Annotated in this window: 27 protein-coding genes, 1 tRNA gene and 2 pseudogenes; 10 read left to right on the top strand and 20 right to left on the bottom strand. The window is 65.7% G+C overall.

The window, feature by feature from the left end; translation table 11 throughout:
- Positions 1-221: 221 nt before the first annotated feature.
- The 3 genes from ACFVJ5_RS31625 (at position 222) to ACFVJ5_RS31615 (ending at position 1,621) form a co-directional block, all read left to right on the top strand.
- Positions 222-303, top strand: a tRNA-Leu gene (locus ACFVJ5_RS31625).
- A gap of 237 nt (positions 304-540) precedes the next feature.
- On the top strand, positions 541-870 hold the full coding sequence (locus ACFVJ5_RS31620) for a hypothetical protein (protein WP_379225826.1): 330 nt from the start codon (positions 541-543) through the stop codon (positions 868-870).
- A gap of 109 nt (positions 871-979) precedes the next feature.
- The gene (locus ACFVJ5_RS31615; protein ID WP_379225824.1) at positions 980-1,621 is read left to right on the top strand and encodes a hypothetical protein; all 642 of its coding nucleotides are present in this window, start codon (positions 980-982) and stop codon (positions 1,619-1,621) included.
- A gap of 150 nt (positions 1,622-1,771) precedes the next feature.
- Here ACFVJ5_RS31615 and ACFVJ5_RS31610 read toward each other — a convergent pair whose 3' ends face one another.
- The 11 genes and pseudogenes from ACFVJ5_RS31610 to ACFVJ5_RS31560 form a co-directional block, all read right to left on the bottom strand.
- Entirely contained in the window at positions 1,772-2,182 is a 411-nt protein-coding gene (locus ACFVJ5_RS31610) for a DUF4189 domain-containing protein (RefSeq protein ID WP_379225822.1), read from the bottom strand.
- Between the two features lie 236 nt (positions 2,183-2,418).
- Positions 2,419-2,595: a hypothetical protein gene (locus tag ACFVJ5_RS31605; RefSeq protein ID WP_379226039.1), complete on the bottom strand. Its 177-nt coding sequence runs from the start codon at positions 2,593-2,595 to the stop codon at positions 2,419-2,421.
- A gap of 189 nt (positions 2,596-2,784) precedes the next feature.
- Complete coding sequence (locus ACFVJ5_RS31600) at positions 2,785-4,182, bottom strand: DUF1254 domain-containing protein (protein WP_379225820.1); 1,398 nt, start codon at positions 4,180-4,182, stop codon at positions 2,785-2,787.
- Between the two features lie 119 nt (positions 4,183-4,301).
- Positions 4,302-4,477, bottom strand: a pseudogene (locus tag ACFVJ5_RS31595) (GAP family protein); the annotation flags it as partial.
- Positions 4,478-4,849: 372 nt separating this feature from the next.
- Entirely contained in the window at positions 4,850-5,827 is a 978-nt protein-coding gene (locus ACFVJ5_RS31590) for a sterol desaturase family protein (RefSeq protein ID WP_379225819.1), read from the bottom strand.
- Between the two features lie 107 nt (positions 5,828-5,934).
- Positions 5,935-7,503, bottom strand: a complete 1,569-nt coding sequence (locus ACFVJ5_RS31585; RefSeq protein ID WP_379225817.1) for an MFS transporter — start codon at positions 7,501-7,503, stop codon at positions 5,935-5,937.
- Positions 7,504-7,551: 48 nt separating this feature from the next.
- Positions 7,552-8,913, bottom strand: coding sequence for a hypothetical protein (locus ACFVJ5_RS31580; protein ID WP_379225815.1), 1,362 nt, complete (start codon positions 8,911-8,913; stop codon positions 7,552-7,554).
- A 68-nt stretch (positions 8,914-8,981) separates the two neighbouring features.
- Positions 8,982-9,527, bottom strand: a complete 546-nt coding sequence (locus tag ACFVJ5_RS31575; protein WP_379225813.1) for a hypothetical protein — start codon at positions 9,525-9,527, stop codon at positions 8,982-8,984.
- 487 nt (positions 9,528-10,014) lie between these two features.
- Positions 10,015-10,536 (bottom strand): OsmC family protein, encoded by a 522-nt coding sequence (locus ACFVJ5_RS31570; protein WP_379225811.1) that lies wholly within the window; start codon positions 10,534-10,536, stop codon positions 10,015-10,017.
- Between the two features lie 109 nt (positions 10,537-10,645).
- Positions 10,646-11,107 (bottom strand): phage tail protein, encoded by a 462-nt coding sequence (locus tag ACFVJ5_RS31565; protein WP_379225809.1) that lies wholly within the window; start codon positions 11,105-11,107, stop codon positions 10,646-10,648.
- Between the two features lie 127 nt (positions 11,108-11,234).
- Entirely contained in the window at positions 11,235-11,414 is a 180-nt protein-coding gene (locus ACFVJ5_RS31560) for a hypothetical protein (RefSeq protein ID WP_358068566.1), read from the bottom strand.
- 157 nt (positions 11,415-11,571) lie between these two features.
- Between ACFVJ5_RS31560 and ACFVJ5_RS31555 the strand changes: the two genes are divergently transcribed.
- The 3 genes from ACFVJ5_RS31555 (at position 11,572) to ACFVJ5_RS31545 (ending at position 13,556) form a co-directional block, all read left to right on the top strand.
- A complete protein-coding gene (locus tag ACFVJ5_RS31555; protein WP_379225807.1) occupies positions 11,572-12,072 on the top strand; it encodes a GtrA family protein in 501 nt (166 codons plus the stop codon).
- Between the two features lie 138 nt (positions 12,073-12,210).
- Positions 12,211-12,789 carry an adenylyl-sulfate kinase gene (gene cysC / locus ACFVJ5_RS31550; protein WP_379225805.1) on the top strand — a complete coding sequence of 193 codons (579 nt, stop codon included), beginning with the start codon at positions 12,211-12,213 and terminating at the stop codon, positions 12,787-12,789.
- A complete protein-coding gene (locus ACFVJ5_RS31545) occupies positions 12,786-13,556 on the top strand; it encodes a sulfotransferase family protein (protein ID WP_379225803.1) in 771 nt (256 codons plus the stop codon). The genes cysC and ACFVJ5_RS31545 overlap by 4 nt, the downstream gene beginning before the upstream one ends.
- A 13-nt stretch (positions 13,557-13,569) precedes the next feature.
- On the opposite strand, the gene ACFVJ5_RS31540 is transcribed toward ACFVJ5_RS31545, so the two are convergent.
- On the bottom strand, positions 13,570-14,511 hold the full coding sequence (locus ACFVJ5_RS31540) for an SDR family oxidoreductase (RefSeq protein WP_379225802.1): 942 nt from the start codon (positions 14,509-14,511) through the stop codon (positions 13,570-13,572).
- A gap of 151 nt (positions 14,512-14,662) precedes the next feature.
- On the opposite strand from ACFVJ5_RS31540, the pseudogene ACFVJ5_RS31535 reads away from it, so the two are divergent.
- Positions 14,663-15,200 (top strand): annotated as a pseudogene (locus tag ACFVJ5_RS31535) (hypothetical protein).
- Between the two features lies 1 nt (position 15,201).
- Here the strand turns inward: ACFVJ5_RS31535 and ACFVJ5_RS31530 are convergent.
- Both ACFVJ5_RS31530 and ACFVJ5_RS31525 read right to left on the bottom strand, forming a co-directional pair.
- Positions 15,202-16,008, bottom strand: coding sequence for an ABC transporter permease (locus ACFVJ5_RS31530; protein WP_379225800.1), 807 nt, complete (start codon positions 16,006-16,008; stop codon positions 15,202-15,204).
- Positions 16,005-16,943, bottom strand: a complete 939-nt coding sequence (locus tag ACFVJ5_RS31525; RefSeq protein ID WP_379225798.1) for an ATP-binding cassette domain-containing protein — start codon at positions 16,941-16,943, stop codon at positions 16,005-16,007. Before ACFVJ5_RS31525 ends, ACFVJ5_RS31530 begins: the two co-directional genes overlap by 4 nt.
- Positions 16,944-17,061: 118 nt before the next feature.
- Here ACFVJ5_RS31525 and ACFVJ5_RS31520 point away from each other — a divergent pair, with 118 nt between their 5' ends.
- A complete protein-coding gene (locus ACFVJ5_RS31520) occupies positions 17,062-17,700 on the top strand; it encodes a PadR family transcriptional regulator (protein ID WP_379225796.1) in 639 nt (212 codons plus the stop codon).
- A 337-nt stretch (positions 17,701-18,037) separates the two neighbouring features.
- The gene (locus tag ACFVJ5_RS31515) at positions 18,038-19,156 is read left to right on the top strand and encodes a PucR family transcriptional regulator (protein ID WP_379225794.1); all 1,119 of its coding nucleotides are present in this window, start codon (positions 18,038-18,040) and stop codon (positions 19,154-19,156) included.
- Here the strand turns inward: ACFVJ5_RS31515 and ACFVJ5_RS31510 are convergent.
- Positions 19,153-20,109 carry a DMT family transporter gene (locus ACFVJ5_RS31510; RefSeq protein WP_379225792.1) on the bottom strand — a complete coding sequence of 319 codons (957 nt, stop codon included), beginning with the start codon at positions 20,107-20,109 and terminating at the stop codon, positions 19,153-19,155. The two genes, ACFVJ5_RS31515 and ACFVJ5_RS31510, sit on opposite strands and share 4 nt — an antisense overlap.
- A 130-nt stretch (positions 20,110-20,239) precedes the next feature.
- On the opposite strand from ACFVJ5_RS31510, the gene ACFVJ5_RS31505 reads away from it, so the two are divergent.
- Positions 20,240-20,692, top strand: coding sequence for an Lrp/AsnC family transcriptional regulator (locus tag ACFVJ5_RS31505; protein WP_378629686.1), 453 nt, complete (start codon positions 20,240-20,242; stop codon positions 20,690-20,692).
- Here the strand turns inward: ACFVJ5_RS31505 and ACFVJ5_RS31500 are convergent.
- From ACFVJ5_RS31500 to ACFVJ5_RS31480, 5 genes are all read right to left on the bottom strand, one after another.
- Positions 20,679-21,332: a CoA transferase subunit B gene (locus ACFVJ5_RS31500; protein ID WP_379225790.1), complete on the bottom strand. Its 654-nt coding sequence runs from the start codon at positions 21,330-21,332 to the stop codon at positions 20,679-20,681. The two genes, ACFVJ5_RS31505 and ACFVJ5_RS31500, sit on opposite strands and share 14 nt — an antisense overlap.
- Entirely contained in the window at positions 21,329-22,072 is a 744-nt protein-coding gene (locus tag ACFVJ5_RS31495) for a CoA transferase subunit A (RefSeq protein WP_379225788.1), read from the bottom strand. Before ACFVJ5_RS31495 ends, ACFVJ5_RS31500 begins: the two co-directional genes overlap by 4 nt.
- On the bottom strand, positions 22,069-22,653 hold the full coding sequence (locus tag ACFVJ5_RS31490; RefSeq protein ID WP_379225787.1) for an RBBP9/YdeN family alpha/beta hydrolase: 585 nt from the start codon (positions 22,651-22,653) through the stop codon (positions 22,069-22,071). The genes ACFVJ5_RS31495 and ACFVJ5_RS31490 overlap by 4 nt, the downstream gene beginning before the upstream one ends.
- A 26-nt stretch (positions 22,654-22,679) precedes the next feature.
- Positions 22,680-23,981 (bottom strand): MFS transporter, encoded by a 1,302-nt coding sequence (locus ACFVJ5_RS31485; protein WP_379225785.1) that lies wholly within the window; start codon positions 23,979-23,981, stop codon positions 22,680-22,682.
- Positions 23,982-24,060: 79 nt separating this feature from the next.
- Complete coding sequence (locus ACFVJ5_RS31480) at positions 24,061-25,113, bottom strand: 3-keto-5-aminohexanoate cleavage protein (protein ID WP_379225783.1); 1,053 nt, start codon at positions 25,111-25,113, stop codon at positions 24,061-24,063.
- Between the last annotated feature and the right edge of the window lie 29 nt (positions 25,114-25,142).

Genomic DNA, 25,142 nt, shown 5'->3' with positions numbered 1-25,142 from the left:
TGCACGCTCGTACCAGAATCTTCTGAAACATGACGCAGCCTCATGTTTGAACGCGCAGGTCCGGCCTGTTACCCGAGTTCTCAAACATGAGTGCCCCTCACATTGAGGGTTACCGAATCGTTATAACCCCAGGTCGTGTTACCCACGAGTACGCCACGCCGCCCCAACGCTTCGCGAAGCCCGATTCGCCCGGTAGAGTTTGGACGGTCGTACACATCCAAGCGCGAGTGGCGAAATTGGCAGACGCGCCAGATTTAGGTTCTGGTGTCCACGGACGTAGGGGTTCAAGTCCCCTCTCGCGCACAGATTTGTGGCCTACCTGCCACTTTCGGGGCTCCAGCGTGTTCGAGTGCACTCGCACACGAAGAAGAACCACCTTGCATGTCACTGACCTGCATGTACGTAAAACACAGGTGGCAGCTGTGCCACTTTTCAGCCTGTTCGGCGCCCTCGGTGCCGGGTGCGGTGAACGTCGGTGATCGAGCCCGTCGTTCCGCCGCAGACCCCTCTTCAGGAACGCATCCACGGGCCGCTGCCGGTGTGCGTTTCATCCCCCGCACAACCGACCCGGAGATCGTCTACGGCTTCGCTGTCGTGGGTGATGCGGGCCGTGTCACCGACCGCGCGGTGCTGACGGCGCTGGGCTGGCTACCGGGAATCCGGCTGACGGTGTCGTGTCCTGAGGACCGACTGATTCTCGTGCGCGAGGCGACCGATGGCTCTGTCCAGGTGACTCGCGCCGGGTTCTTCCGCGTTCCGGTCCGTAGACGTCGCCGCGTCGGTCTGCTCGAAGGTGACCGGGTGCTGCTGGTGGCGCACGTCGGGAAGAAAAGCCTTCTGATCCATCCCCGGCCGTGTTCGACGGACTGACCAGTCAGAGCCGACGAATCCTGGAGGAATCGCTGTGACTATCCAAAGCGCTGCTCAGACTGCTGTCACCGCGGATACCTTGGCTGCGGCCCGGTCGCTGTAGGCCCAGATGGGTATTACCGCCGCCGACCTCGTCGACACCCCACCAGCAGCCCCGACCTTCGCCGAGGCGATCCCGCGTGTGTGGGCACGTCTGTCGGCGGGTACCGCGCGTACCAACGGGACCCATTTCGATCTGCTCGAATCGCGTTGGCCGGACCGGTCTTTGACCGAGCCCACCCGCCACGAACTCGAAGAACTTGCGTACACGGTGCAGTCGACTGCCCGCACCAACCGCGCGTCTCGAGGCGGGACCAGCGCGGTCGAGCATTTCGTGTCCGCGGTGCGCTGTCTCTACCGCTATGCCGAGGAAGCCGGGTGGGTTCGGCCACAGGACAATCCGGCAGGGCGGTCGCCGATTCCGTCGCGTCGGTCATCGCATCGGTATGCGATCCCGTGGGGTCAGGTCGCCGAGATCTGTCAGGTCGCCGCCACATCCGGCGACGATCCCGAACTCGACTCCCTGATCCTGCGGTTCCATCTCGAGACCGCATGCCGTCGCGGCGGTGCGCTGGCATTGCGACCACAGGATCTCGATCTCACCTGCACGAAGTCGCGCCGCACTGGCGCTCCTCACCGGTGCGCCCCCACCCTCTCGCGCGCGGCGTCGGACACCCGGGAGCAACGCCGACCCGCGCTCTCCGACCACTGAATTCGACCTTCCGACAGCGTGATAGCGCTGAGGGCGGTCCGGCTGGTTGCCCGACCGCCCTCGGCTTCACTCGCTCAGGTGCGCATCGACGGCGTGAGCTAAGGAGGGGTGTTCAGCCCGACCTTTACCGAGGACCGTGCGGGAACTAGATCAAGGCCGGGTGCAGGCGTGGTCACCATTGAACGAGCCGGCGCTTCCGGTGCCGGTGGGGAGGTTTCGGGTGGCGTCTGCGTATGCCTCCCCTGGGGTCGCCCCTTTACCGAAGCCCACGATCGGGAACCCTGCGACGATCGCGAGCGGACTCGTCACGACTGCACCGCAGCCGTTCGCGAACGTCACCATCATCCGGCAGTCGATGATGCCTTGACCCTTGCACGCTCGGTCGGCGGCTCGAACGGCGTCGGCTTCCGTCGGGTGGTTGACCGAAAACGCGTAGACATTGCCCCACACGCTGAGGGAACCGGCGCCCCAGTTGACCGGGTCGGCGGCGGCGGGCGGTGCCACGAGGACGGCAGCGGCGCTCACCGAGAGCGCGGCGACCGCAAAGGACTTGTTGAACATGTGGTGTGTGCTTCCTCTGCGCGCCGACCAGGTGCGGCGATCGCATGGAAGATACCGCAGCGCATGGACGCGAGGACGCCCCAAAAGTCTTGGGGTCACAGCAAACAGCGGGAGGCGGGAGCAGTCGCTAGAAGCGCAGTTCTCGTATCATGGTGAGGTCGATTCTCTGCACCGCGTAACCGGGCTTGCCGATCGAGTCCTGCGCTGCATACTGGGTAAGGGCGCCGGCCGTTCAGTTACTCAGGGCGGTAGTTGGGGACAACGATTGCTCGTACGGCATCGACCAGCCGGGGGGCGGCTCGATTGGCCCCGACCCCGGTGCTCACGTAGCGACGGACCTGGTCGAGGTTGAAGACGATCGGAAACCCGTACACCCATGCCTGGGTGGCCAGATCTTTCAAGGCGTTATCCACAAGAACCCTCCTCGGTGATCGCGGCGTGTCCATTTCAGAGACCTTGAATACCTTTGTTGAGCTGCATGACGGCGATAAGGACCAGCAAGCCGACATTGAGTAGCTTCGTGTTGGTAGCTCAATCGCAACGTCAACGCCGCGTTGATCGCACAGGAGCGCCTCTTTCGAGTAGTTCCAAGCGAACCTGCGCTAGGTCAGGTCCGTCACCGCGACGATGTCGCCGAGTTCCCAGCTGCGATCGAAATACGGCTCCAGCGGCCCGTAGAACCGGAAGTAGGAGAACCAGTGCTTGCCGGGGATCGTCTGGATCCAGTTGGCCGTTTCGCTCGTCGGCGGTGTCGGACCGAAGAACACATCGACCGAACCGTCGTCGTTCACGACGAGGTCGGGGTCGCGCGAGCCTCGATCGCCGCGCTGCTGCTCGTTGTCGACGAGGCAGCGAGTCCAGGTGTCGTACACGGTGACCGACCAGAACAGTTTCGCCGGCGGGTCTGCGGGAATGTGCAGCGTGTAGGACTTGCCGCCGTCGAGCCAGTCTCCCTCGGCATCGGTGTACGCGCCGAGATAGGCCTGACCCACCCCCGGGGTCTGGCTCTTCATCGCTTCGGAGAAACTGACTGCCTCGTAGAACCACGCGGCGCGTTCGAGCAGCTGGTCGTAGTAGGGCCCACGCTGATCGGAATGATCGAGCTGCACGACCAGATCCCACTGCCGGTCGGGCCAGTACTTCGCGCGGGGGAAACGCTTGGCGAACGTATTCGCCTGCGCCATCAGCTCTCCGGCAGCGGTGGCGTCGGCGAGGATCGCGGCCATCCGTTCGTCCGGCTCGAACGGCTTGTCCTTCTCGATCCCCAATTGCTTCAGCATGGCCAGGTAGAACCGGTCGCGTTCGTCGACGATCTCGCGTTGATAGATGTCGTGCAGGCGAACCCAATAGTCGAGGCCACGCGGCTGGTCCCCGCTCCAGGGACGCCCCTGCGGCGACACCAGTCGGGTCTGCGGGGCGGTGCCTTCGAGCGGTTGGATACGCACCTGCTCGACCAAGCCGCGCGCCTTGTCCGGGTCAGGATCCAAGGTCCGGAAGCCGAACATGATGTTGCGGCCCGTTGCGTGATGAACGAAGTAATCGCCGTCGAGTTCGGGATCGTCGCGGCCGGGAGGAACGATCAGATGTTTGCCGCCACGGCCTTGATCAGGCCCCATCTCACCGAGAATGCCGAACTCTCGCTGCCAGAAGTCCGAGAAACCTCCTGCGGTGTGGCCCGGCGGTACCTCGATCACCAACGGACCGGTGTGACCGAGATCGATGAAGTTCAGGATGTAGGGGGTGGTGCCGTTCGCGGTGATCAACCCGAGGCGGTCGCGATAGGACACGTAATGCACCAGGTCGAAGTCCCCGGCGCCGAACACCTCTCGATGCTGCGTCTGCCACTGCGCATAGGACACCAGCGGCAATGCCCACAGGTAGACCTGGCAGGCCAGCTGATAGTCCAGTTCGTCGAAGATCAGCGGAAGATCGGCACGTGCCGGTAGCTCACCGTCCATACCTACCCGCGCCAAACGACCCGGCAGCGACGGATTCGCCATGCTCGCCTCCTATTGTCACGGAATTTCAGGGGTTCGCAGTCTCTGGGATGCAACAGACTTGGTTGGCGGGCGAGTTAGGAGGCGCGAGAGACCATCGCGTCGAGGAAGTCGGTGCGAACGAGCAGGGTCACCACCACAGTGACGATAAGGATGCCGCCGACCCACCCGGCCGCGAATCCCTTGGCCGCGCCGCCGCGTTCTTCGACAAGATCATGAGAATGGCCGCGACGATGGGGATCGGCGAGATCGCCACACCCACCGCCAACGGAAGCAGATCACCGAGGACTGAGCCCATACGGCTCACGCTAGGTCGGACATCTGGTACCGCGCGTCACACATTATGGGTGATATTCGCTCGACCGGCCGGCGGAATGGTCCCGGTCGCTTCGTCGCCGAAGCGATGCCGAACAGGGGTGCACCACACAGGTCGCCCGCGGGTCGCGCTACCGACGCCAGGTGTGTGTCGACCGAATGGAGGCAGCACTGCGTGGCGCGGAGCTACGGGGCGGTGTCCGGTTCGGTTCGTTGGGACGACAACGGGGATTACGCGGGTGGTCTGGTCCTGTGGTGCACTTTCGACGAAGGACGGACTGACGACGGCGTGGTCAGGTACGGCGTAACCCCGCGTTCCTGGCGACGCGCCGAGCCCGTCGGCTGAGTTGGTCGCTCAGGTCGGCTGTGGCTGCCAACCGGGACCTCGGAACAGGAAGCCGAGCTTGTCGGAGAATTTCGTCGCGTTTTTCACGTCCTGCCAGATCGCGACTATCTCGCGGGCGTTGATCTTTGCGATGTTGTAGGTGTTGACGTTCTCGGTGAGGCCGTAGATCACCCGCTCGCCCTCCGGCTCGAAGGAGCCGAAGACGCGGTCCCAGATGATGAGCACGCCACCGTAGTTGCGGTCGAGGTATTCAGTGTTGGAGCCGTGGTGCACGCGGTGGTGGCTCGGCGTGTTGAACACGAATTCGACAGGCGCCCAGAGTTTGTCGATGGCCTCGGTGTGGATGCCGAACTGGTACAGCAGGTTGATCGCGTAGGAGGCGGCGATGATCTTGCCGTCGATTCCCGACAGTGCCAGTGGCGCGAGGAACGGCAGGGACGTGACAACCAGCCATGGCGTACGTAGCGCCGTGGTGAGGTTGAAATTCTCGCTCGAGTGATGCACGAGGTGAACCGACCAGAACACCCGGATTTCGTGGTGCGCGCGATGAAACCAGTAGTAGGCGAAGTCGACCCCGACCAGCGCGACGGCCCACGCAACCCAGCCCTCGAGCTGCCACGGCACCAGCGAAGAAACAGCCGCGAAGATCGCGAGTTCCGCCAGTGCCCAGGGAATGTTGAGGAGTTGGTACCCCACACCGGCGGCGATGGAGGTAGCTGAGTCACGGTAGTCGTACGACTTGCCGTGACGCTTCATGTACACGAACTCCGCCGCGACGGCGACAATGAAGACCGGAATTGCCAGCCAGATCAGCATGGTCGAGACATCCATGCCGGACATCGCAGACGCAAGTCGGGGAATGACGACGACTACGGCAGCCGTGCTCAGTCCCGCGAGGAGCACTGTGGAAGCCATGATGAACCTGGTCCGGCGGCGGGCCCAGAACTTCTCCCGCCACGCCTCGGTGGTCGATTTCATGCCAGTCATAGGTAAACCATCGTCCGGAGCGGCGCTCCACACCAGGGACCCCAGGTGTGGCTGATAGCCACCTTGTCGCCGGCAGGGCCGAATACCCGCCGGTATCGCCTTCTGAATCAGGACGGTTTCGGTACGACTTCCGGGATGCGCCTCATCCGGAACGAGGTGATCAACCCGACGAGACCGGCCAGGAGCGGAACCAGCAGCGCCACTTGCAGGGCGAAGGGCCGAGCCTCGGTGTTGATGCGAACGACCTCGTCGCGGATCTGCGGAGGTTGGTCGACGAGCAGCTGATCGAGCTGGGTGTTGCTCATGATCTCGGCGTCGTCCTCCAGCACCTGCGCCACCTGTTGCTGCTGTGCCTGCGGGAGGACCGTGCTCGATTCCGCCATGCTCGTGAAGGTGATCGACAAGGTCGCCAGCATGATGGCGCCGGCGAACGCCAGCCCGAAGGACAACCCGAACGACCCGGCCGCCGAATTGACGCCTGCGGCTTCGCTGATCCGCTCCTCCTCGATCGGGGCCAGTGTGTAGTTGTTGAGCTGAGACACCAGCAGACCCAACCCTGAGCCCGCGATGATGAGGGGAATGATGAGCCCCCAGCCGAATTCCGCTCGGGGCACGATCGGAACGAGCACCAGTATCCCGACCGTGAGGAGCACGAATCCCCACCGGATGATATTGGTCGCCGGCCGATTGCCCGCGTATCTGCCCGTGAGCACCGCAACGGCGAACATGCTCAACGACAGGGGCGCGATGGACAGGCCGGCTTGCATCGCGTTGTACTCGAGCACCATCTGCAGATAGATCGGCAGGGCGATCATCGTGCCGCCGAGGGCGATCTGCTGAAGCATCTGCCCCGAGATGCCCAACCGGAAGATCTTGGACCGGAACAGGTCCGGATCGAGCAACGTCGACTTTCCCGCGCGTTTGCGCCGGACGAGCCAATAGGCCAGACCGGCCAGCGCGATCGCGCCGACAGACAGGAGCGCGCCGACCGCTTCGCCGCCCTCCTGCCACACCAGGATTCCCAGCACGATTCCGCCCATGCCGAGAACCGACAGCACCGCCCCGACCAGATCGACGCCGCGGGGGCCGGTGTAGGACACGTCGCGGACAATTCCCATCCCGGACAGCACGATCGCGATCACGACCACCTCCAGCACGAACCCGATGCGCCACGACAGGTAGGTGGTGATGAATCCTCCGAGCAGTGGGCCGACCGCGGCCGCGATCGCGGCCGCCGCACCGACCAGGGCATAGACCTTCTTCTGCGCCGCTCCTTCGAAGTTGCCGTGGATCAGCGATTGCATCGCGGGCAACAGCAGCGACGCGCCGATCCCGCCGAGCACAGCCCAGAAGATGACGATCGCGATCAGGCTCTGCGCGAACGCCATCGCCGACGCCCCGACCGCGTAGCCGATCAGACCCAGCGCATATGCCCGCTTGCGTCCGATCAGATCACCTACTTTTCCCCCGATCAGGATGAACGCCGCCGAAACCAGCGCTTCCAGCGCGATCGCCGCTTGGACCGCGCTGACGGTCGTCTCGAGATCGCGAACCACCGCCGAGATCGACACGTTCATCAGCGATGTATCGACGACGAGCACGAACATCGCCATCGCCAGCAGCGCCGCCAGCAGTCGTTGAGTGCCGCCGATCTGCCCCGCCGAATCGCCGCTCATCTGAACCCACCGTCCCGGCAGCCGTGGCCGTACTCCTGGAAATCGTTGTCAGCGAGGTGCGTCGCGTTCGACCAGCGCGGGCCGGGCCACCAGTTCCACGATCAGCAGGGCGGCCACCGCGACCAGCACGGTCACCACCACGACCACTCCCGACGGGTACGGCCAGAACACCAGAGTCGTCACCGCGATCACGATGATGACCACCCGCAGCGGGATACGGAACCGCGCGACCGCGGACTCGATCGGATACGGGGCCCGCCCGTCCTTGGGCACGCGCAGCGCGTCGAGCGCCCGAGTACCCGCGCCGCGGACCGCAGCCGCGGATCCCGACGATCCGGTGAGGTATCCGACGACCGCGATCACCACGGCCAGCACGAACACCGCCCGCAATCCGGTGCGCAGCGGAACCAGCACGGTGTCGATCAGCACCGCGGCCGCCTGCGCGGAGAGCACGTCCGCCGCGACGGCCCCCAGATACCACGACCGGCCGAGGGCGATCGCCACGGCCAGCACCGCCATCGCGATCGCGATGCTGACTCCGACCAGGCAAACGGCGCGTCGGCGTGCGCCGTTCGGCGCCACCCAGACGGCACCGACGGCGACCAGCAGGGTCAACCAGGGCAGCACCGCGGAGGCCTTGTCCAACGCCGAGGTCACCTGCTGCGCCTTGACGAGTTCGGGCGATTCGAACAGCACGAACGACTTGTCGACCGTGGGGACCTTGTCCGCGAACGCGAATCCCCGATCGATCAGCGCGGCGCGGACTCGGTCGATGATCGGGGCCAGCGAGATGCTGACCACACCCTGATCGCTCACATCGACGGCAGGCCGGGTCTGCCCGGTCAGCACCGCGACCAGCGCCTGATGAGCCTGCTCGTTGGCCTGGATCCACAGCGCTTCGAACTGGTCGGAGGCCACGAACGATGCCACCGTCCGATGCACGAACGACTCGGCCTGATCGGCGATCACCGGCGCCAGCCCGACCACGACGGGCGGTACGCGAGGAGCGTCCTCGGCGATAGATCGCAGCGCGTCGGCAGTGACAGCCTCGACATCGAGGCGCGTCATGATCTCGTCGGTGATCTGATCGGTGAGTTCGCCCTGCAGCACCGGGTCCGACCCGAGCGACGCCATTGTCCGGACATAGCGGTCGGTGTCGAGGACCTCGTTGTGGGCGTAGCGGGCGAGGACCGCGGAAAAGGACAGGACGGCGACCAACACGAGCAGGACCGCCGCACCCGTCCAGCGCAATTTCCGGTGACCGGAGGAAGGTGAGCCGTCGACCGGAGCAGCATTCGGCGATTCCGCACCGGGGGCGCCGCGCAGTTCGGCCAATTCCTTTCGCAAACGCTGTAGTTCCGCACGCTCAGCCGTGTTCAGTGGCTCATCGGCTCCGATTGAGGCATTCACAGTGCTCCTTCGATCCGGCCCGAAGGCCGGCCGGGGAGTTGCCGCTCCACGGCCGGATGTCTCGTGAGTCAGACCAATTCGGGAACGCGCAGGTGGGCGAAGCCGAGTCTGAATTCCGCTACCTCGAGGACTTCGGCTCCCATCGTGCGAATCGCTTCGGCTCGCATGCGATCCACCAGGGGGCGACTGTTGTCCAATTCCTCTCTGCTTGCCCAGACCGTGGATCCCACCCCTCTGCCGGTTTCCCGGTCGACGAACAGGCTGGCGCTGCGGAATCCTTCGATCTTCTCGAACTCCGGCAGCAAGCTCGACTTGAACGTGTGGATTGCCAAGTCGACCGCGGCCGGGTCGACCTGGATCCAGGTGCATCGGGTGCAGGCACTCGCGCCGGCCAGGTGATCGCGGTGCATGACCGCGACTTCCCATTCCTCGATGTTCTCCACCTGACCGTTGAGCGCTTCGCCCAGACCGTCACGCAGCGACCGGACGCGCATCCTGCTGTCGTGCAGGGCGTCCTCGGATTCCCACGCGGTCGTGGCGATGCATCGGCCTGTCGCCCTGTCCACCATCAGTGACATGCCGACCCACCCGTCGATCTCGGGCATGTTCGGCATCACCGCATTGTGGAGGTATGCGATACCGCGGTCGATCGACGACCGCTGGGCAGCGAATGTGCTGGAACGTGCGTACACGGGCCACCTCCTACTCCAGGAAGGATGACGCCCCGGTGGGCGCCACCGGACACATCCACTGTCCTCCTAAAAGACGAACCACACAATGCGCTGAATGTCGTCACGACGCCCGAAATCAGCAATATTCGGCAGCACGAAGGTATTGACATCGAGCAGATCCGGAGAAGACTGGACACATACCGGAACACCGGAATGAGCCGCACTGCCGACGAAGACGTTCGCCGACGGTAGTGACGTAATTTCAGGATCTGGCTAAGCCCCCGGCAAGCCAATCGAATACCGGAGTATCAGCGACGACTGAGCTCATGGTTTCGGTGGAGACTACCGGGGACTGTTCTGTTTACGGCCGAAATTTCTTGGCGATGCACCGAAATTCAACGACGGAGCCGCTCGTGGTGAGCGACCTCGCCTAGGCGAGAGTGATATCGACGGGCACCGCGGTGCGCAACGTGTGTCCCACCGGCGAACTGGACAGCACCTTCGTGTGCAACTCCTCGAGCTGTTCCCGGGAGGCATCCGAATCGATCGACACTGTCGCGGTGATCGATTCGAAGCCCGCGTGTCCCTGGGCGAGCCCGAGGAACACGTGCAGGTCGAGGTCGCCCTTCACGTCGATGCGCAGATCATCGATTCGGATACCGGCGATCGTGGCATTGGCCGCGTAGCCGACCGCGAGGCAGTTGCCGAGTGCCGCGAGAAGTTGTTCCACCGGGTTGGGGGCGGTGTCGGCGCCGCCGAGAGCCGACGGTTCGTCCGACGGGATCGCCGCGAATTTGCGGACGCGCGCCTCCGAGGCGAACCTGCCCTTCCACCCCACATGCGCCGCCCAGGTCGTCTGCGCCTTGGCCGGATCGGCTCGAACAGCCTCCACGAGACCGCCTACGGCGTCGATATCCACGTCGTTGAGTCGGGTACTGGCTTCGACGGTCATGAGAGTCTCCTTGCGGCGGCGAGCGGGAATACTCGAACCACCACAGGGTCCTCGCCGCAGCCGCACTCTCAACAGGGTTTACCGCACCCTGAGTCCAGCACCGGACCGGTCAGTACTCGCCCTTGATGACGAAGAAGGAGCCGCGAATGGTGCCTGCGAGCTTCGACTTCTGCCGTGCGAACTTGAACGAATCGAGCTCCGCGGGCACTTCCATTCCTTCGCTGAGCTTGAATCCGACCGCTCGCTTCTTCGGATCGTCGATCGTGTACATCACGTTGATCGACAGACCGCTCTCGTAGAAAACGTAGGCCATGCGAATGTTCTCGACCTGAAAAGCCGTGGCCTCGAGCGGGCGCGAGGCGATGACGATATCGCGTTCTGCCTCGAGGATCCGGCTCACCCGGTCGACGGCCGACTTCGCCTCGCTCGCGGGCTCCACCGTGAAGACGTGATCGTATTTGTTCTTGAAGTATCTGGCCTCGTTCGCCCGCAATCCCGCAAGCGCGTCGGCAACCGGCGACGACTCCAATCCTCGGGTCGAGACGGTCTCGAAATCCACGATGTAAGCCACGGCGAACTCCTCAGCGGGTACGTCGAGCACGTCAGAAGATGCTCTCTCGAGCTATCGGGATGATCCTAGGCCGCACAACCCATCGCGCCCCCTGACAGGCCAGGGCGCGACGCGCGAGTTCGCTGCGTCAGTGCGAGTAGTCGCGAAAGGTCATGACACCGCCGACCAGGACTACTACCGCCGTGAGGATGTAGACGGTGACGCGAAACCAGGTCGGCCCGTAGTAACTGACCGCCATCGACGCGCCCAACGCTGCGAGAATCAGCACCACCCCGTAGAAGGGTGTGCGTTGCTCCCTGTCAACCATTCCTCCAGTGTCCGCCGACTGCGCCGCGGATGCCATGCCGATCTCGTCGCCACGGGCACCGCGCTGCCCACCACTTGTTTATACGTATACATCTACGTATAGTCACAAGCGTTGTTCGGCACCATCGCCGAGTCCCGCACGCTCGATCGGAACGAACATGACCGTCTCGCAGATCACCCGCCCTGCAACGCTGCCCACCAGCGTCTACACCGCGTGGGTCGGTCCTGCGCCGCGCATCGATCTCGTCCGCGTGCTGCGATTCCTGCGCGGCGACCACACCCTCGCTCAGCTGATCCGATTCGCCCTGGTCGGCGGCGCCAGCAACATCGCCTATGTGCTGTTGTTCATGACCATGCACGACAGCGGTCCACTGGTCGCCAATGTCGCCGGGTCGATGGTGAGCACCGTGATCGCCAACGAATTGCACCGCCAGCTCACCTTCCGGGCGGGGAGCAGGGTCGGCGGGTTCACCGCGCAGTGGGAGGGCGGCGGGCTGGCGCTGCTCGGCCTCGGGATCAGCACGGCGGCGCTGGCCGGGCTGGACTTCCTGGCACCGGATCTCGGGGAGGTCGCGCAGGCGGGTGCCGTGATCGCGGTCATGGCCGCGGTGGGCGGTTTGCGGTTCCTGGTGCTGCGCAGCCTCGTCTTCGGAAACTAGGCGACAGATGCGCCGTTTCATTATCAGTGGCATCGTTTCTCTTATCGCGCCAGGACGAATTCTTCTGGGCAGCAGGCGTTTACGCGTCGATCGCGCAATCGCTACCCCCACATAATTTCGCCCTGTCAGAAATATCTGATGAGTGACGGGCCCTGCAGACCGGGCGGGACAGTTCTACTGACCGGGCTGCCCAGTTCGGGAAAATCCACCATCGCCGCCGCCACCCGGCATCGGGTGGCGGCCGCCGGGCATCGGGTCGAGATAATCGACGGCGACGACGTGCGCGGGCGGCTGTGGCCGGAACTCGGCCTGACCCCCGACGACCGCAGGCAGAACCTCGGCCGGATCACCACCCTCGCGCTGATGCTGGCCGGGCACGGAGTGCTCGTCCTCGTGGCAGCCATCGCGCCGTACGCCGCCGATCGCGCGCTGATGCGGGTCCGCCACGAAGACGCCGGCCTCGACTTCGCCGAGGTCCACGTCGCTACCGCGCTCTCGACCTGCGCACAACGCGACGTCAAGGGCCTGTACGGGCGCCGGTCCAGAGGCGAGCTCACCCAGCTCACCGGTGTCGACGCGGCCTACGAGGAACCGCTGCTCCCCGCCCTGCGGATAGACACCACCGCCGAGTCGATCGCCGAATCCGCCGATCACGTACTCGATCTCCTGATCCGCCGGGGCCTGATCACCGCCACGCTGCCGGGCCCACGACCGTGAAGCAGGCGACGGCGAACCGCCTCGTGCCCGCGCCGATCTTCATCCTGTCCGCGCCCCGATCCGGGTCGACCCTGCTGCGTTCGGTCCTCGACAGCCACGCACGCATCCACGCCCCGCACGAACTGCACCTGAATCTGCTGACCGTCCAGGAACTCGAGTGGGCCGCCGACGACATCACCGAGCGCTACGCGAGCATCTCGCTGGACGCGCTCGGCCTGACGATCCGCGAGCTCGAACATCTCCTCTGGGACCGCCTCCTGCACCACGAGCTGGAACGCAGCGGGAAGGACCGGATGGTCAACAAGACGACGAGCAACGTGCTGAGCTGGCGACGGATCGCCGCGTGCTGGCCCGACGCCCGCTATGTGTTCCTGTTGCGCCACCCGGTGCAGATCGCCGACTCCTTGGGCCGCGCGTGGGCGGACCGCCGTGAAATCGACCCGGTGCGGCGGACTCTGGAGTTCGTCGCGGCGATGAACGAGGCGAGAGCGGCGCTGACCGGCCACGAGATCCGCTACGAGGACCTGACCCACCGCCCCGAGGAAACCGTGCGCGGGCTGTGCCACTTCCTCGACGTCGAGTGGCAACCCTCGATGCTGGACTACGGCCGTTTCGACCACGGCAGCTACGTTCGCGGTATCGGCGACTGGAGCGACACCATCCGCTCCGGCGCCATCCAGCCTGCTCGACCACTGCCCGCCGACGAGACGATCCCGGACGCGCTGAGGTCGGCGTGCCGAGAATGGGGCTACCCGGCTCGCCCGTAGGCGCCTGACCCGGTCATGCCGGGATTCGGACGTCGGTGAGCTCTTCGGAGATCTGCCAGATGCGCTGGGCGTCCTCGTGGTCGCGGAGCCGGCCATAGAGCTTCTGCTCGGCTGGTGGGCCGCCGAGATGTCCTGGTCCGCTGGGTCCGTAGAAACGTTCGGTCTCGGCGTCGGGTGAGGTGGCGGCGTAGAGGGCGGGAAGTTTCGCCGACTCGACGGTGCCGAGCAGGATGCCACGGGCCGACAACCACCGGATGAGCTTGACCCCCGTGGTGTCCTCGGTGCGCCCGAGCTCGGGCCGGGCGGCGAGCAGATTCGTCGGTGCGACGCCCGGGTGGGCGAGATTGCTGCTGATGCCCCATCCGTGTGCGCGGCTGCGCCTGGCGAGTTCGAGCCCGAAGAGGCCGAAGGCGATCTTGGACTGGCTGTAGGCAGCCCTGCCGTTGTACGAGCGTTCCCAATTGAGGTCGTCCCAGTTGATCCGGTTCTGGTTGGCCGCGACGCTGACCTGGGAGGTCACGCGCGCACGTCCCGCGCGGAGCAGGGGCATGAGATGTCCGACCAGCGCGAAGTGCCCGAGATGGTTGGTGCCGAACTGCAATTCGACACCGTCGGCGGTGACCTGGCGATCCGGTGGGGTCATCACGCCCGCGTTGTTGATCAGCAGATGGATCGGGCGGTCTTCCGCCAGCAGGGTCTTGCCGAGCGCCGCCACGGATGCCAAGGAGGACAGGTCGAGTTCGCGCAGCGAGACCTCCGCATCAGGGCTCGCCTGCCGCACGGTGGCGAGCGCTGCCTCGCCTTTGCGCTGATTACGTACCGGGAGAACGACTTCGGCGCCGGCGGCCGCCAGACGCGAGGCGATCCCGACGCCCATGCCATCGCTGGCTCCGGTGACCACAGCGCGGTGACCGGTGAGGTCGGGAACAGTGATATCGGGTTGCCGACGTGGCATGTCGCGTCTCCTGTGTCTCGGTGTGCTGAGCTGGTGGTATCCGATATCCACGATCGTCGGGTCGGGTGGCGACATCCAGGGACTGTCGATCAGTGGATACCCGCAGGCCTCGGCGGTAGAACCGAATCAGTCACACCGAAGGAGATCTCTGGTGATCGATCGTGCCGAGCTGGCGGAGTTCCTCAGACAACGCCGGGAGACGTTGCAACCCGAGGATGTCGGGCTGCCGCGCGGGCGGCGGCGCAGGACGAGCGGGTTGCGGCGCGAAGAGGTCGCCGTCCTGTGTCACATGTCGACCGATTACTACGCCCGATTGGAACAGGAACGCGGACCGCAACCGTCGGAACAGACCCGACGACCACCCGTTCCTGTCCCGGATGTTCGTCTCCGGACTCCGCGAAGCCGTGACCCGGCGCGGTCCCGATTCCCGCGCCGCGCACTACGCGACCCTGCTCCTCGCCGATTGCGAGGAGTTCCGAACCCTGTGGCAGACCCACGAGGTAGGCGTCCGACCCCGGGAGGTGAAGCGTTTCCTGCATCCCGAGGTCGGCGCCATGGACCTGAACTGCCACACCCTGCTCGACCCCGAACAGTCCCATCTGTTGCTGGTCTACACCGCGACACCCGGTACCGAGAGCTACGAGAGGTTGCAGTTGCTCTCCGTGGTCAGCACCGAGATGCTGCGCTGAGCTAGCGACTCAGATCTCTGAACCGCTTCACTGCCAGCGGGAAGAACACCGCGATCAAGACCAACGGCCAAACTACCGCCAGCATGTCGGCGTGTGCTCCGGCCCAGGAGTCGCCGACCGCACCCGGATTGCCCAGCAGCCCGCGCACTGCCGTGGCCGTCGCCGACATCGGATTCCACTCGACGACCACGCCCAGCCAGGACGGCATCGATTCGGGCGAGGCGATGGCATTGGAGAGGAAGCTGATCGGCCAGACCAGGATCTGCACCGCCTGCACCAGTTCGGGCTTGCCCGCGACCATCGCCAGATAGATGCCGATCCACAACATCGCGAACCGGAACAGCAACAACAGCCCCACCGCCGCCAGGAACGAGGCGGCACCGTCGTGCCAGCGCCAGCCGATCGCGTACCCGACCGCGATCATCACGATCAGCCCGACCGCCGACTGCAGCATGTCGGCGACGCTGCGACCCACCAGGACCGCGGCCGAGTTCATCGGCATCGAGCGGAATCGATCGATGACCCCCTTGCCGAGGTCTTGGGTCACCGCGAGCATGGTCGCTTCGAGGCCGAAAGCCATTGTCATGGTGAGTATTCCGGGGACCAGGTAGTCCTTGAAGTCGCCGTCGATGCCGCGTCCGCCACCGATCAGGTAGCTGAACATCAGCAACAGCATCACCGGGAACACCAGCCCGACGACCACCTGAACGGGCTGACGGGCCCAGTGCGCCAGCTCGCGTCTGGTCATCGTCCAGGAATCGGTGAGCGCCGTACTCAGGGTCCGGTTCGTCGAATACGTCGCGCTCACGCCGCGTCCTCCTTGGTCAGCTGCATGAAGACTTCGTCGAGTGTCGGGCGTCTGATCGCGATGTCCTCGGCTTCGATGCCGTTGGTCTCCAGCGCCCGGACCGTCTCGGTGAGCGCCACCATCCGATCGCCCACCGCGGCACTGACCATCCGCCGGTCCTCGTCCACCACCGCCTCGCCGGGGATCAGCGCGGCCGCGAGGGCCAGTTGGGTGGAGTCGCGCAGAACCACGTCGATGCGGTCGCCGCCGGTCTTGGATTTCAGCTGGTCGGCGGTGCCCTCCGCGATGACCTTCCCGTGGTCGATCACCGAGATCTGATCGGCCAGCTGATCGGCCTCCTCCAGGTATTGCGTGGTCAGCAGCACGGTGGTGCCGCCGTCGACCAGAGAACGCACCGAACTCCACACCTCGGCGCGGCCCCGGGGATCGAGCCCGGTCGTCGGTTCGTCCAGGAACAGCACCTGCGGTTCGGAGATGAGAGACGCCGCGAGGTCGAGCCGCCGCCGCATACCGCCGCTGTACTGCTTGACCGCCTTCTTGCCGGTGTCCGCGAGACCGAATCGCGCGAGGAGTTCGTCGGCCCGCGCACCCGCGCGCCGCGCGCCCAGGTGGTACAGACGCCCGAACATCTCCAGGTTCTGCCGCCCGCTGAGCTCCTCGTCGACGGCCGCGTGCTGGCCGAGCAGACCGATTCGTGAACGCACCTCGTCGGGCCGCGTCCGCACATCGATGCCCGCTACTTCGGCCCGCCCCGCCTCCGGCCGGAGCAATGTGGACATGATGCGCACGGCCGTGGTCTTTCCCGCGCCGTTCGGGCCGAGGACCGCGTGCACGGTACCGGCCCGCACAGCGAGATCGAGTCCGTCGAGGGCCTGCTTCGCCCCGTACTTCTTGCGCAGGCCTTCGACGACGATCGAGAGATCGTGGTCAGTCAAAACACCCTCCATCACCAGTGATCAAATTTGACTAGATGGCCAAGGTACCGAGGCCGGTTCGGTTAGTCAAACTTGAATACTGCTACGTTGATCGCACTCGCTCGGAAGGGAGACGTCCATGTCAGCGATCCGGCTGCTGGTCCTCGGCGCGGTCCGTCAGCACGGACGAGCGCACGGTTATCAGGTGCGCAACGACCTGGAATTCTGGGGCGCGCACGAATGGTCCAACGCCAAGCCCGGCTCGATCTACCACGCGCTCAAGCAGATGGCCAAGCAGGGACTGCTCATCGCGCACGAGGTCGCCCCGAGCACCGTCGGTGGTCCGCCCCGCGTCGAGTACGAGATCACCGACAAGGGCACCGAGGAATTCCTCACACTGCTCCGCGAGGCCCTGACCTCGTACGACCAGCAGATGGACATGATCTCGGCCGCCATCGGGTTCATCGTCGACCTACCGCGCGACGAGGCCGTCGCACTCCTGAAGCAACGAATCACCGGCCTCGAGCAGTGGCGTGCCTCGGTCACCGAGTACTACACCCCCGAGCAGGGGCCGGGGCAGCTCGGACACATCGGCGAGATCATGAACATGTGGGTGCGCTCCGCCGACAGCGAAGCGGCCTGGACGCACGGCCTGATCGACCGCATCGAGGGCGGCGCGTACACCTTCGCCGACGAGGGCGAACCCTTCGTGGGCATCCTCGCCGAGGACGAGCCGAACCCGTTCGGCACCGGCCCCCACCCCGACGACCTCCGCTGACCGATTCCCGACCACTCGCCGCGCCTACCGCCCACCGGCGCCATCTGCTCGGCGAGCTTCGGCCTGTCGGGGGAATGCGTGCCGCGCGTCGGCCGATCAGAGTTTGGCGCCGACCACAAGGTCGCTTCTGTCGACTCTGGACCTCAGTGCAGTGACGGCGCATACCGATCGGTACAGACTTCACTTGCCGCCTTCGCGAAGCGACGCGCATCACACTATCGCTGAATTGTGGCTCGAGACACCTTGATCGGTGGTGTGCGGTCGATCGGATAGGAATTGCTGAAATGCTTGCGATGAAGCAGCACATGCGGTGGCGGCGGCACACTGTGAGCCCCCGATGACCAGCCCCATCGAAACAGGGTCGTCCGCGCATTTCTCGCCGGCGACCGATCGGATCGCGCACAAGATTCTCGAAACCATGCCGCGTCGTAGCCGACGAGGAAACGTCTTGCGCGAGGAGATCAGCGCCATTGTCGCCGACTGCCTGGCATTGATTTCCGGCACAGAGCGGACACACCTCAGCGTCCAGATGCCGCGTATGCGTCCGACCGTCGCGCGGTGGGCGAGCATCGGTGTCCCGATCGACACTGTGCAGCACCATGTGCACGCGGGGTTCCGACTGCACCTGGACGATCTCCAAGCCCACTGCGCGCCCTTCGACGAAGTTCGTCGACTGATGGATGCATTGAGCTCGGTGACCGCGACGGTGTCGACGATCTACATGGAGGTCGCACCGCCCAGCAGCGATCACGGTGCGTACGTGGCGCGCACTCTGCTCAGTGGTCGCTACACCACCAGAGCTACCCGCGAGCACGGAGCGCCGCCCGATGAGCGGTACACGGTGCTCGCGGTGGCCGCGGATCGGCCCGCGCGCGATGCGGTGTCACCGCGCGACTTCCGGGCGATGCTGTCGACAAAATTCGGGCAGCCCGTGCCAGGTTTGGAATCCCGGTTCGGCGCAACAATTCTGGTACCGGAATCATTGGCCGTCGAGAAGATCCGCGACCTGGTCGGACCGACCTCCCTCACCGCGGTGGGGATTACCGCCGACCGAGATCGGATTCCCTCGGTGGTCGAAGAGGTACACGAACTACTGGATGTGGCGACAAGACTCCATTACCCACCGGGCATGTACCAGATCGAAGACCTCGCCGTCGAGTATCAACTGACTCGGCCAGGGCCTGGACGAGATCGTCTCGAATCGTTCCTCGACCCGGTTGCCGCGTTTCCGGACTTGATCAGCACGCTGCGCGCACATATCAACAATGGCCTCAACCGCCGACTCACCTCACGCGAAACCCATGTCCACACGAACACCGTCGACTATCGGCTCCGGCGTATCTACGACCTCGTGGGGCTCAGTGCCCGCGATCCGAAGCTGCTGTGGCTACTACAGTCCGCGCTGGTTGTGCGCGACTACCAATCGATGGGCAGGCCCGACAACACGGTGGTCTAGTGCCTCGCCGGCCCGGCCGCCACTCCTCGGGTCAACGGCTCGCAGTGAGTTCGCTCGGTCGGGGACGGTACTCGCCGTTCGATCAAGCCCAGTGCGACACCTGCGACGATGACCGCGCCGCCCACCGCCTGGGCGAGTCGGAACGGTTCGCCGTTGATGATCACGGCGGCGAGCACGCCGAAGACCGGGACCAGGTTGAGGATGTTCACCGCGACGCTCGGCGCCATCCGGCGCAGGCCGTAGTTGTAGAGCAGGAACCCGCCGACCGAACACGCCACGGCCAGGTAGACGAGCAGCGACGAGGTGGTCACGTCCGGCATTCGCCAGCTGCCGGCTTCCAGGAGCGCGATCAGGAGGAACCCGCCCGCGCCGGCCATGGTCTGGTAGTAGGTGACGGTCAGGGCGCTGTGTCCGGCGCTCGCCCGCTTGCCGAGCACGTTGTAGCCGGCCCAGGCCAGCCCGCCGAGCAGCAGGATGATGTCGCCCAGCCACCGCGCGCTGCCGCCGATCCGGGCACCGTCGTGGACCACGAGAACGGCGCCGGCGGTGGCCAGCAGCACGCCCGTCACCCGCAGCGGTGGCAGCCGGACGCGGAGTACGGCCAGCTCCAGCAGCATCGTCATCAGCGGGTACGTGGCCACGATGAGAGCCGCGTCGGAGGCTGTGGACAGATCCACGCCGACGTTCTCGAGGACGAAATACACGGTGATGCCGAGCAATCCGCACAGGTAGAGCTGCCGTCGCTGCCTGGCATCCGGCCGGTCGCCACGGTGGCGGTCCAGCCGCACCATCACGGCGAGCAGCACCGCCGCGACGGTGAATCGGACGGCACCGATACTGAGCGGGCCGAGGTCGGCCAGCAGCACTTTTGTCACCGCGTAGGAACTGCTCCACAACAGCGCGGCCGCCACCACCGCGCCCATCGCCCCCATGCTCGGCCCTCGTTCACGCACCGGAAGGCACCTCTCTCCGTAACCATCGCAGCCGAACGAAAATCAGCTGACCGGCGAGACGCTAGCAACATCATCAGCAGTCATGCGTAGACTCCGAATTAGGTTCGGAAATTGGTTCAGGGAGGCGAGCGTGGACGAACTAGATTCGGCGTTGGTGCGGATGCTCCAACAGGATGGTCGGCGCACCAATCGCGATATGGCCCAAGCGCTCGACATCGCCCCGTCGACCTGTCTGGAGCGGATCAGATCGCTGCGCGAACGCGGCATCCTGACGGGGTTCCACGCGGAGGCCGACCTCGCGGCGATCGGACGTGGGTTGCAGGCCGTGATCGCCGTGCGCGTCCACCCGCCGACCCGTGCGGTGATCGAGGGCTTCCAGGCGTTCCTGGAGCAGATGCCCGAGGTGATCTCGCTGTTCGTGCTCACCGGCAACGACGATTTCCTCGTGCACGTGGCCGTCCGCGACACCGACCATCTGCACGGAGTGGTCCTGGACAAGCTGACAACGCGTCCGGAACTCGCCAACGTCCGCACCTCGGTGGTCTACGGGCACCTGCGCAAGAAGGTGATCAGCCCGACGTGAGTGGTGCCGCGGTGACGGCGCGGACGTGTTCCTCGCGCACGCCCGGTGCGCATTCGCGCAGGATCAGCCCCGCCTGCGCGACATCGATGACGGCCAGGTCGGTGATGATCCGATGCACGACGCCCGCCCCGGTGAGCGGCAAGGTGCAGGTAGGCACGATTTTCGGGGTGCCTGCCTTGTCGGTGTGGGTCATCACCACGATCACGCGGCGGGCGCCGTGGACCAGGTCCATCGCCCCGCCCATGCCTTTGACCATCTGCCCCGGCACCATCCAGTTGGCGAGGTCACCGGCGGCCGAGACCTGCATGCCGCCGAGGACCGCGGTGTCGATGTGGCCACCGCGGATCATGCCGAAACTGAGCGACGAGTCGAAGAACGAGGCGCCGTCGGCGACGGTGACGGTTTCCTTGCCCGCGTTGATCAGGTCGGCGTCGACCTCGTCGTCAGCGGGGTAGGGGCCGGTGCCGAGGATCCCGTTCTCCGAATGCAGAGTCACCTCCACGCCCGCGGGCAGGAAGTTGGGGATCAGGGTGGGCAGCCCGATACCGAGGTTGACGTACTCGCCGGGCCGTAGTTCCCGCGCGGCGCGGGCGGCCATCTCGGTGCGCGTCCAGCCGAGCGCCACCGACGATGCGGTCATGACACGGTCCGCCTTTCGATGAGTTTGGTCTGCGGTCCCGTGTGCACGATCCGGTCGACGAACACGCCGGGCAGATGCACCTGCGCCGGGTCGAGGGAACCGGCGGGCACCAGCGTCTCGACCTGCGCGACGCATACCTTCCCCGCCATCGCGGCGAGCGGATTGAAGTTGCGGGCGGCCTTGTTGAACACCAGGTTTCCGTCGGTGTCACCGATCAGGGCGTGCACGAGCGCGTAGTCGGCGGTGATGGATTCCTCGAGCACGAACCGGCGACCGTGGAAGGTGCGGACCTCTTTGGCGGGCGAGGCGACCGCGACGGACCCGTCGGACCGGTATCGCCACGGCAATCCCCCGTCGGACACCGGCGTCCCGACACCCGCCGCGGTGAAGAAGGCCGGAATCCCGGTCCCGCCCGCGCGCAGTTTCTCGGCGAGGGTGCCCTGCGGTGTCAGTTCGACTTCCAGTTCACCGGACAGATATTGGCGCGCGAACTCGGCGTTCTCCCCGACATAGGACGCGGTGATCCGACGGATGCGCTTCTGCGCCAGCAAGATCCCCAGTCCATGACTGTCGGTGCCGCAATTGTTGGAGAAGATCTCCAGCTCGTCGGCCGTGCCCGCCGCCAGTGCGGCGACGAGTGCGTCGGGAATGCCGCACACTCCGAAACCGCCGACGGCGAGCGAGGATCCGGATCCGATATCGGCGACCGCCGCGGCAGCCGTGGCGAACACCGTCGTCATCGGGCGAGCTCCCCGGTGAGGTCGAGGAGGTCGTCGAGCAGTTCCTTGGCGCGCGGCCACGGACCGTAGCCCGCCGCCGGATTCAGATGGCCGACATCGCCGAGATCGACCAGCCTGCTCCCCCACACCTCGGCCATGCCCGCGACGCGACGCGTCGTGGCCAAGGGATCGGTGCTGCTCGCGGCCACGATGCTCGGGAACGGCAACTGCCGCCGCGGGATCGGCGTCCAGCCGTTGGCCGCCAGTTCCTCGGCGGTCGGATAGCCCGGTGGCAGTGGGGTTTCGAAGTCGGGCGGGGTGGCGAGCAGCGCGCCGCGCACCGGCCGGTCGGACTGCTGAGCCCAGTGGACGGTGATCATCACGCCCGCGCTGTGCGCGACCAGGACGACAGGGCCGTCGATCTCGGCGAGCACCGCCTCGAGTGCGGCGACCCGCGCGGCCAGGCTCAGCCCGTCGCGCTCGAGCGGCGGCACGATCGCCACCTTGTCGAGGGTGTCGGCGAGCAACGTCTGCCAGTGGTCGGCGACATGGTCACGCAGACCGGGCACGATCACGACGGTGGGTTCGATAGGAGAGTTCATCTGTGCGGTAATCCTTTTCGACGGGATCAGTGCGGAGCCGCCGCGTGGACGGTGGCGAGTTTGCGCAGACCGATCGGGTACATCCGGCGTCCGAGAAGCAGGGCGGCGATGGCGAGCACCGACACCACCGGCGTGACGCGCAGCGCGTGCTGCAACCCGAGGTGATCGGCGAGAACGCCGACGACGAACGGGCCGAGCGCGAGCCCGAGCAGACTGTTGGCCAGGGTGAGGGTGCCGAACGCCGAGGCACGGACCGAGGGGTGGGTGAGGTTGGCGACCATGGCGACGGTGGGGCCGGCCGAGCCGCCGGAGAAGAACGCGCCGATGCCGAGCAGAATCAACTGCGGCACACCGGTGCTCAGGCTGAAACCGATGCCGAGGGTGACGAGCGAGATCAGGCAGAACACGATCGCGGTGGTCCACTTGCGGGCCATCTCCGAACGTCCGACCCGGTCGGTGATCACCCCGCACACCACCATGCCGGTGCCGACGAGTGTCACGATCACGGCCGCCAGACCCGCGGCCCGGTCCGGCGCCAGCCCGTAGTAGCGGTTGAAGAAGCTGGGCATCCACGACAGCAGCACCGCGGCGGTGAACATCTGCAACCCGCTGCCCACATAGGCGCACAGCACCGCCGGATTGGTGAACAGGGTCGAAATCGGCGCGCGGAAGGCGACTTCGGGAGTGGGTTCGGCCGCGTGTTCGGCGTTGCGCTGCTCCTTGACCACCACCCAGAACGCCACGGCCAGCACGAGACCGAACACCGCCATCGTCGCGAACGACCACCGCCACCCCAGGTGCACGGCGATCACACCGCCCGCGGCGACACCGAGCACCGATCCGAACGAACCACCGGCCATGAACGCGCCGCTCAGCGCGGCATGCCGCCGCGCGGCGAACACACTGAGCACCAGCGCGATACCGACGCTGCCGTAGGCGGCCTCACCGACGCCGACGAAGAAACGCGCGGCCAGCATCTGCGGATAGTTGTCGGCCAGTGCGCACACCAGCGTCGCGATACTCCACACCACGGCCATCAGCACCAGGCTCTTGACCCGGCCCCACCGGTCGGCCAGCACCGACAGCGGCAGGGTGAGCAACCCGACCATCAGCGCGACCACGCTGCTCAGTGACGCCAACTGCGAATCCGACAGCGTCCATTCGGTTTTCAGGAACGGAAAGACCGCACTTAACACTTGTCGGGACATGTAGTCGGCCAGTAGCAGGCCGAAGGCCAGCGCGAACACCAGCCAGGGATAGTTGCGGCGGATGGTCGAGGAACGGCTAGGCGCCGGCGCGGGCTTCGCGGCGGTGGTGGTGAGGTCCATGGGTGCTCCTGCGAACCGGTGGACGTCGTCGCTGACGTCCACCGGGTTGTCGAGAAGGGGAAGGTGATCCCCGGAAGGGTCAGGCGTGGTGGGTGAACCCGACCTGGCCCGGCTGACGATTCGGGGCGAACCCGAGCTTGGCGAGCGTCTCGTCGGCGTCGGCGTAGTGCTCGTCGAGCTTGTAGATCTCGCGCGCTTCCTTGCCGGTGGCGACCTCACGGCCGAGTTCGCCCGCGATCCGGACCAGCTGCCGCACCTGCTGGACCGAGGTCATCTTCTCGCCCTTGCGGCCCCACAGGGTGTCCTCGTTGCCGCAGCGCGCGTGCAGACCCATGGCGATGGCCATCGTGTTCACCGGCAGCACGCTGCGCATCAGCGTCTCCAGGGTGAGCACGGCGCCGTCGGGGGTGCGGCGGATGAACTCCATCATGTTGTAGGGGTTCGGGCCGTCGAAGCCGCCGCCGATGCCGACCCAGGTCAGCATGAGCGGGCCGGTGTAGACGCCGCGCCGGATCAGCCGCTCCACGGTCTCGAGCTGCGGGATGCTCGACAGCTGGAAGTGCGGCTGAATACCGTTGGCCTGCAAACGCTTCAGGTGTTCGGCAACCCAGGTCGGACCCGCTGGGACGAACATCTCGCGATAGGCCTCGTACACCTCGGGCCGCTCGAAGGAGGTGCCCGCGATGTCGTCCTCGGTCATCAGCTCGACGATGTTCATCTGACTGGTGTTGATCGCGATGGTGACCTGATCCGGCTTGGGATCGAGCTCGGCCAGCATGTGCCGGGCGTCGTCGGTGAGCCATTTCGCGTCGGCGCCTTCGCCTTCGGGCGAGAACGAGATCGAGCCGCCGACCTGCAGGATCATGTCCGGCACGGCCTCGCGCAGACGGCCGAGCAGCTCGTTGAACTTCGACAGGCGCTTGGAGCCCTTGCCGTCGAGTTCACGCACGTGGATGTGCAGCACGGTGGCGCCGGCTTCGTAGCAGTCCACGGCCGCCTGGACGTGCTCGTCCATGGTCAGCGGCAGGTCGTCGCGGAAGTCGTCGAGTTCCCATTCCGGGCCGTACGGTGCGACGGTGATGACCAGCTTTTCCTGGTTTTCGGGGAACAGCGCGTCGTCGTGAAAATGCATGGGGGTACTCCGATCGGAATTGCGGGGGT

Source organism: Nocardia sp. NPDC127606 (assembly GCF_042671725.1).
Classification (GTDB): domain Bacteria; phylum Actinomycetota; class Actinomycetes; order Mycobacteriales; family Mycobacteriaceae; genus Nocardia.
The sequence above is the reverse complement of the archived record's forward strand: the minus strand, read 5'-3'. Positions and strand labels throughout refer to the sequence as shown.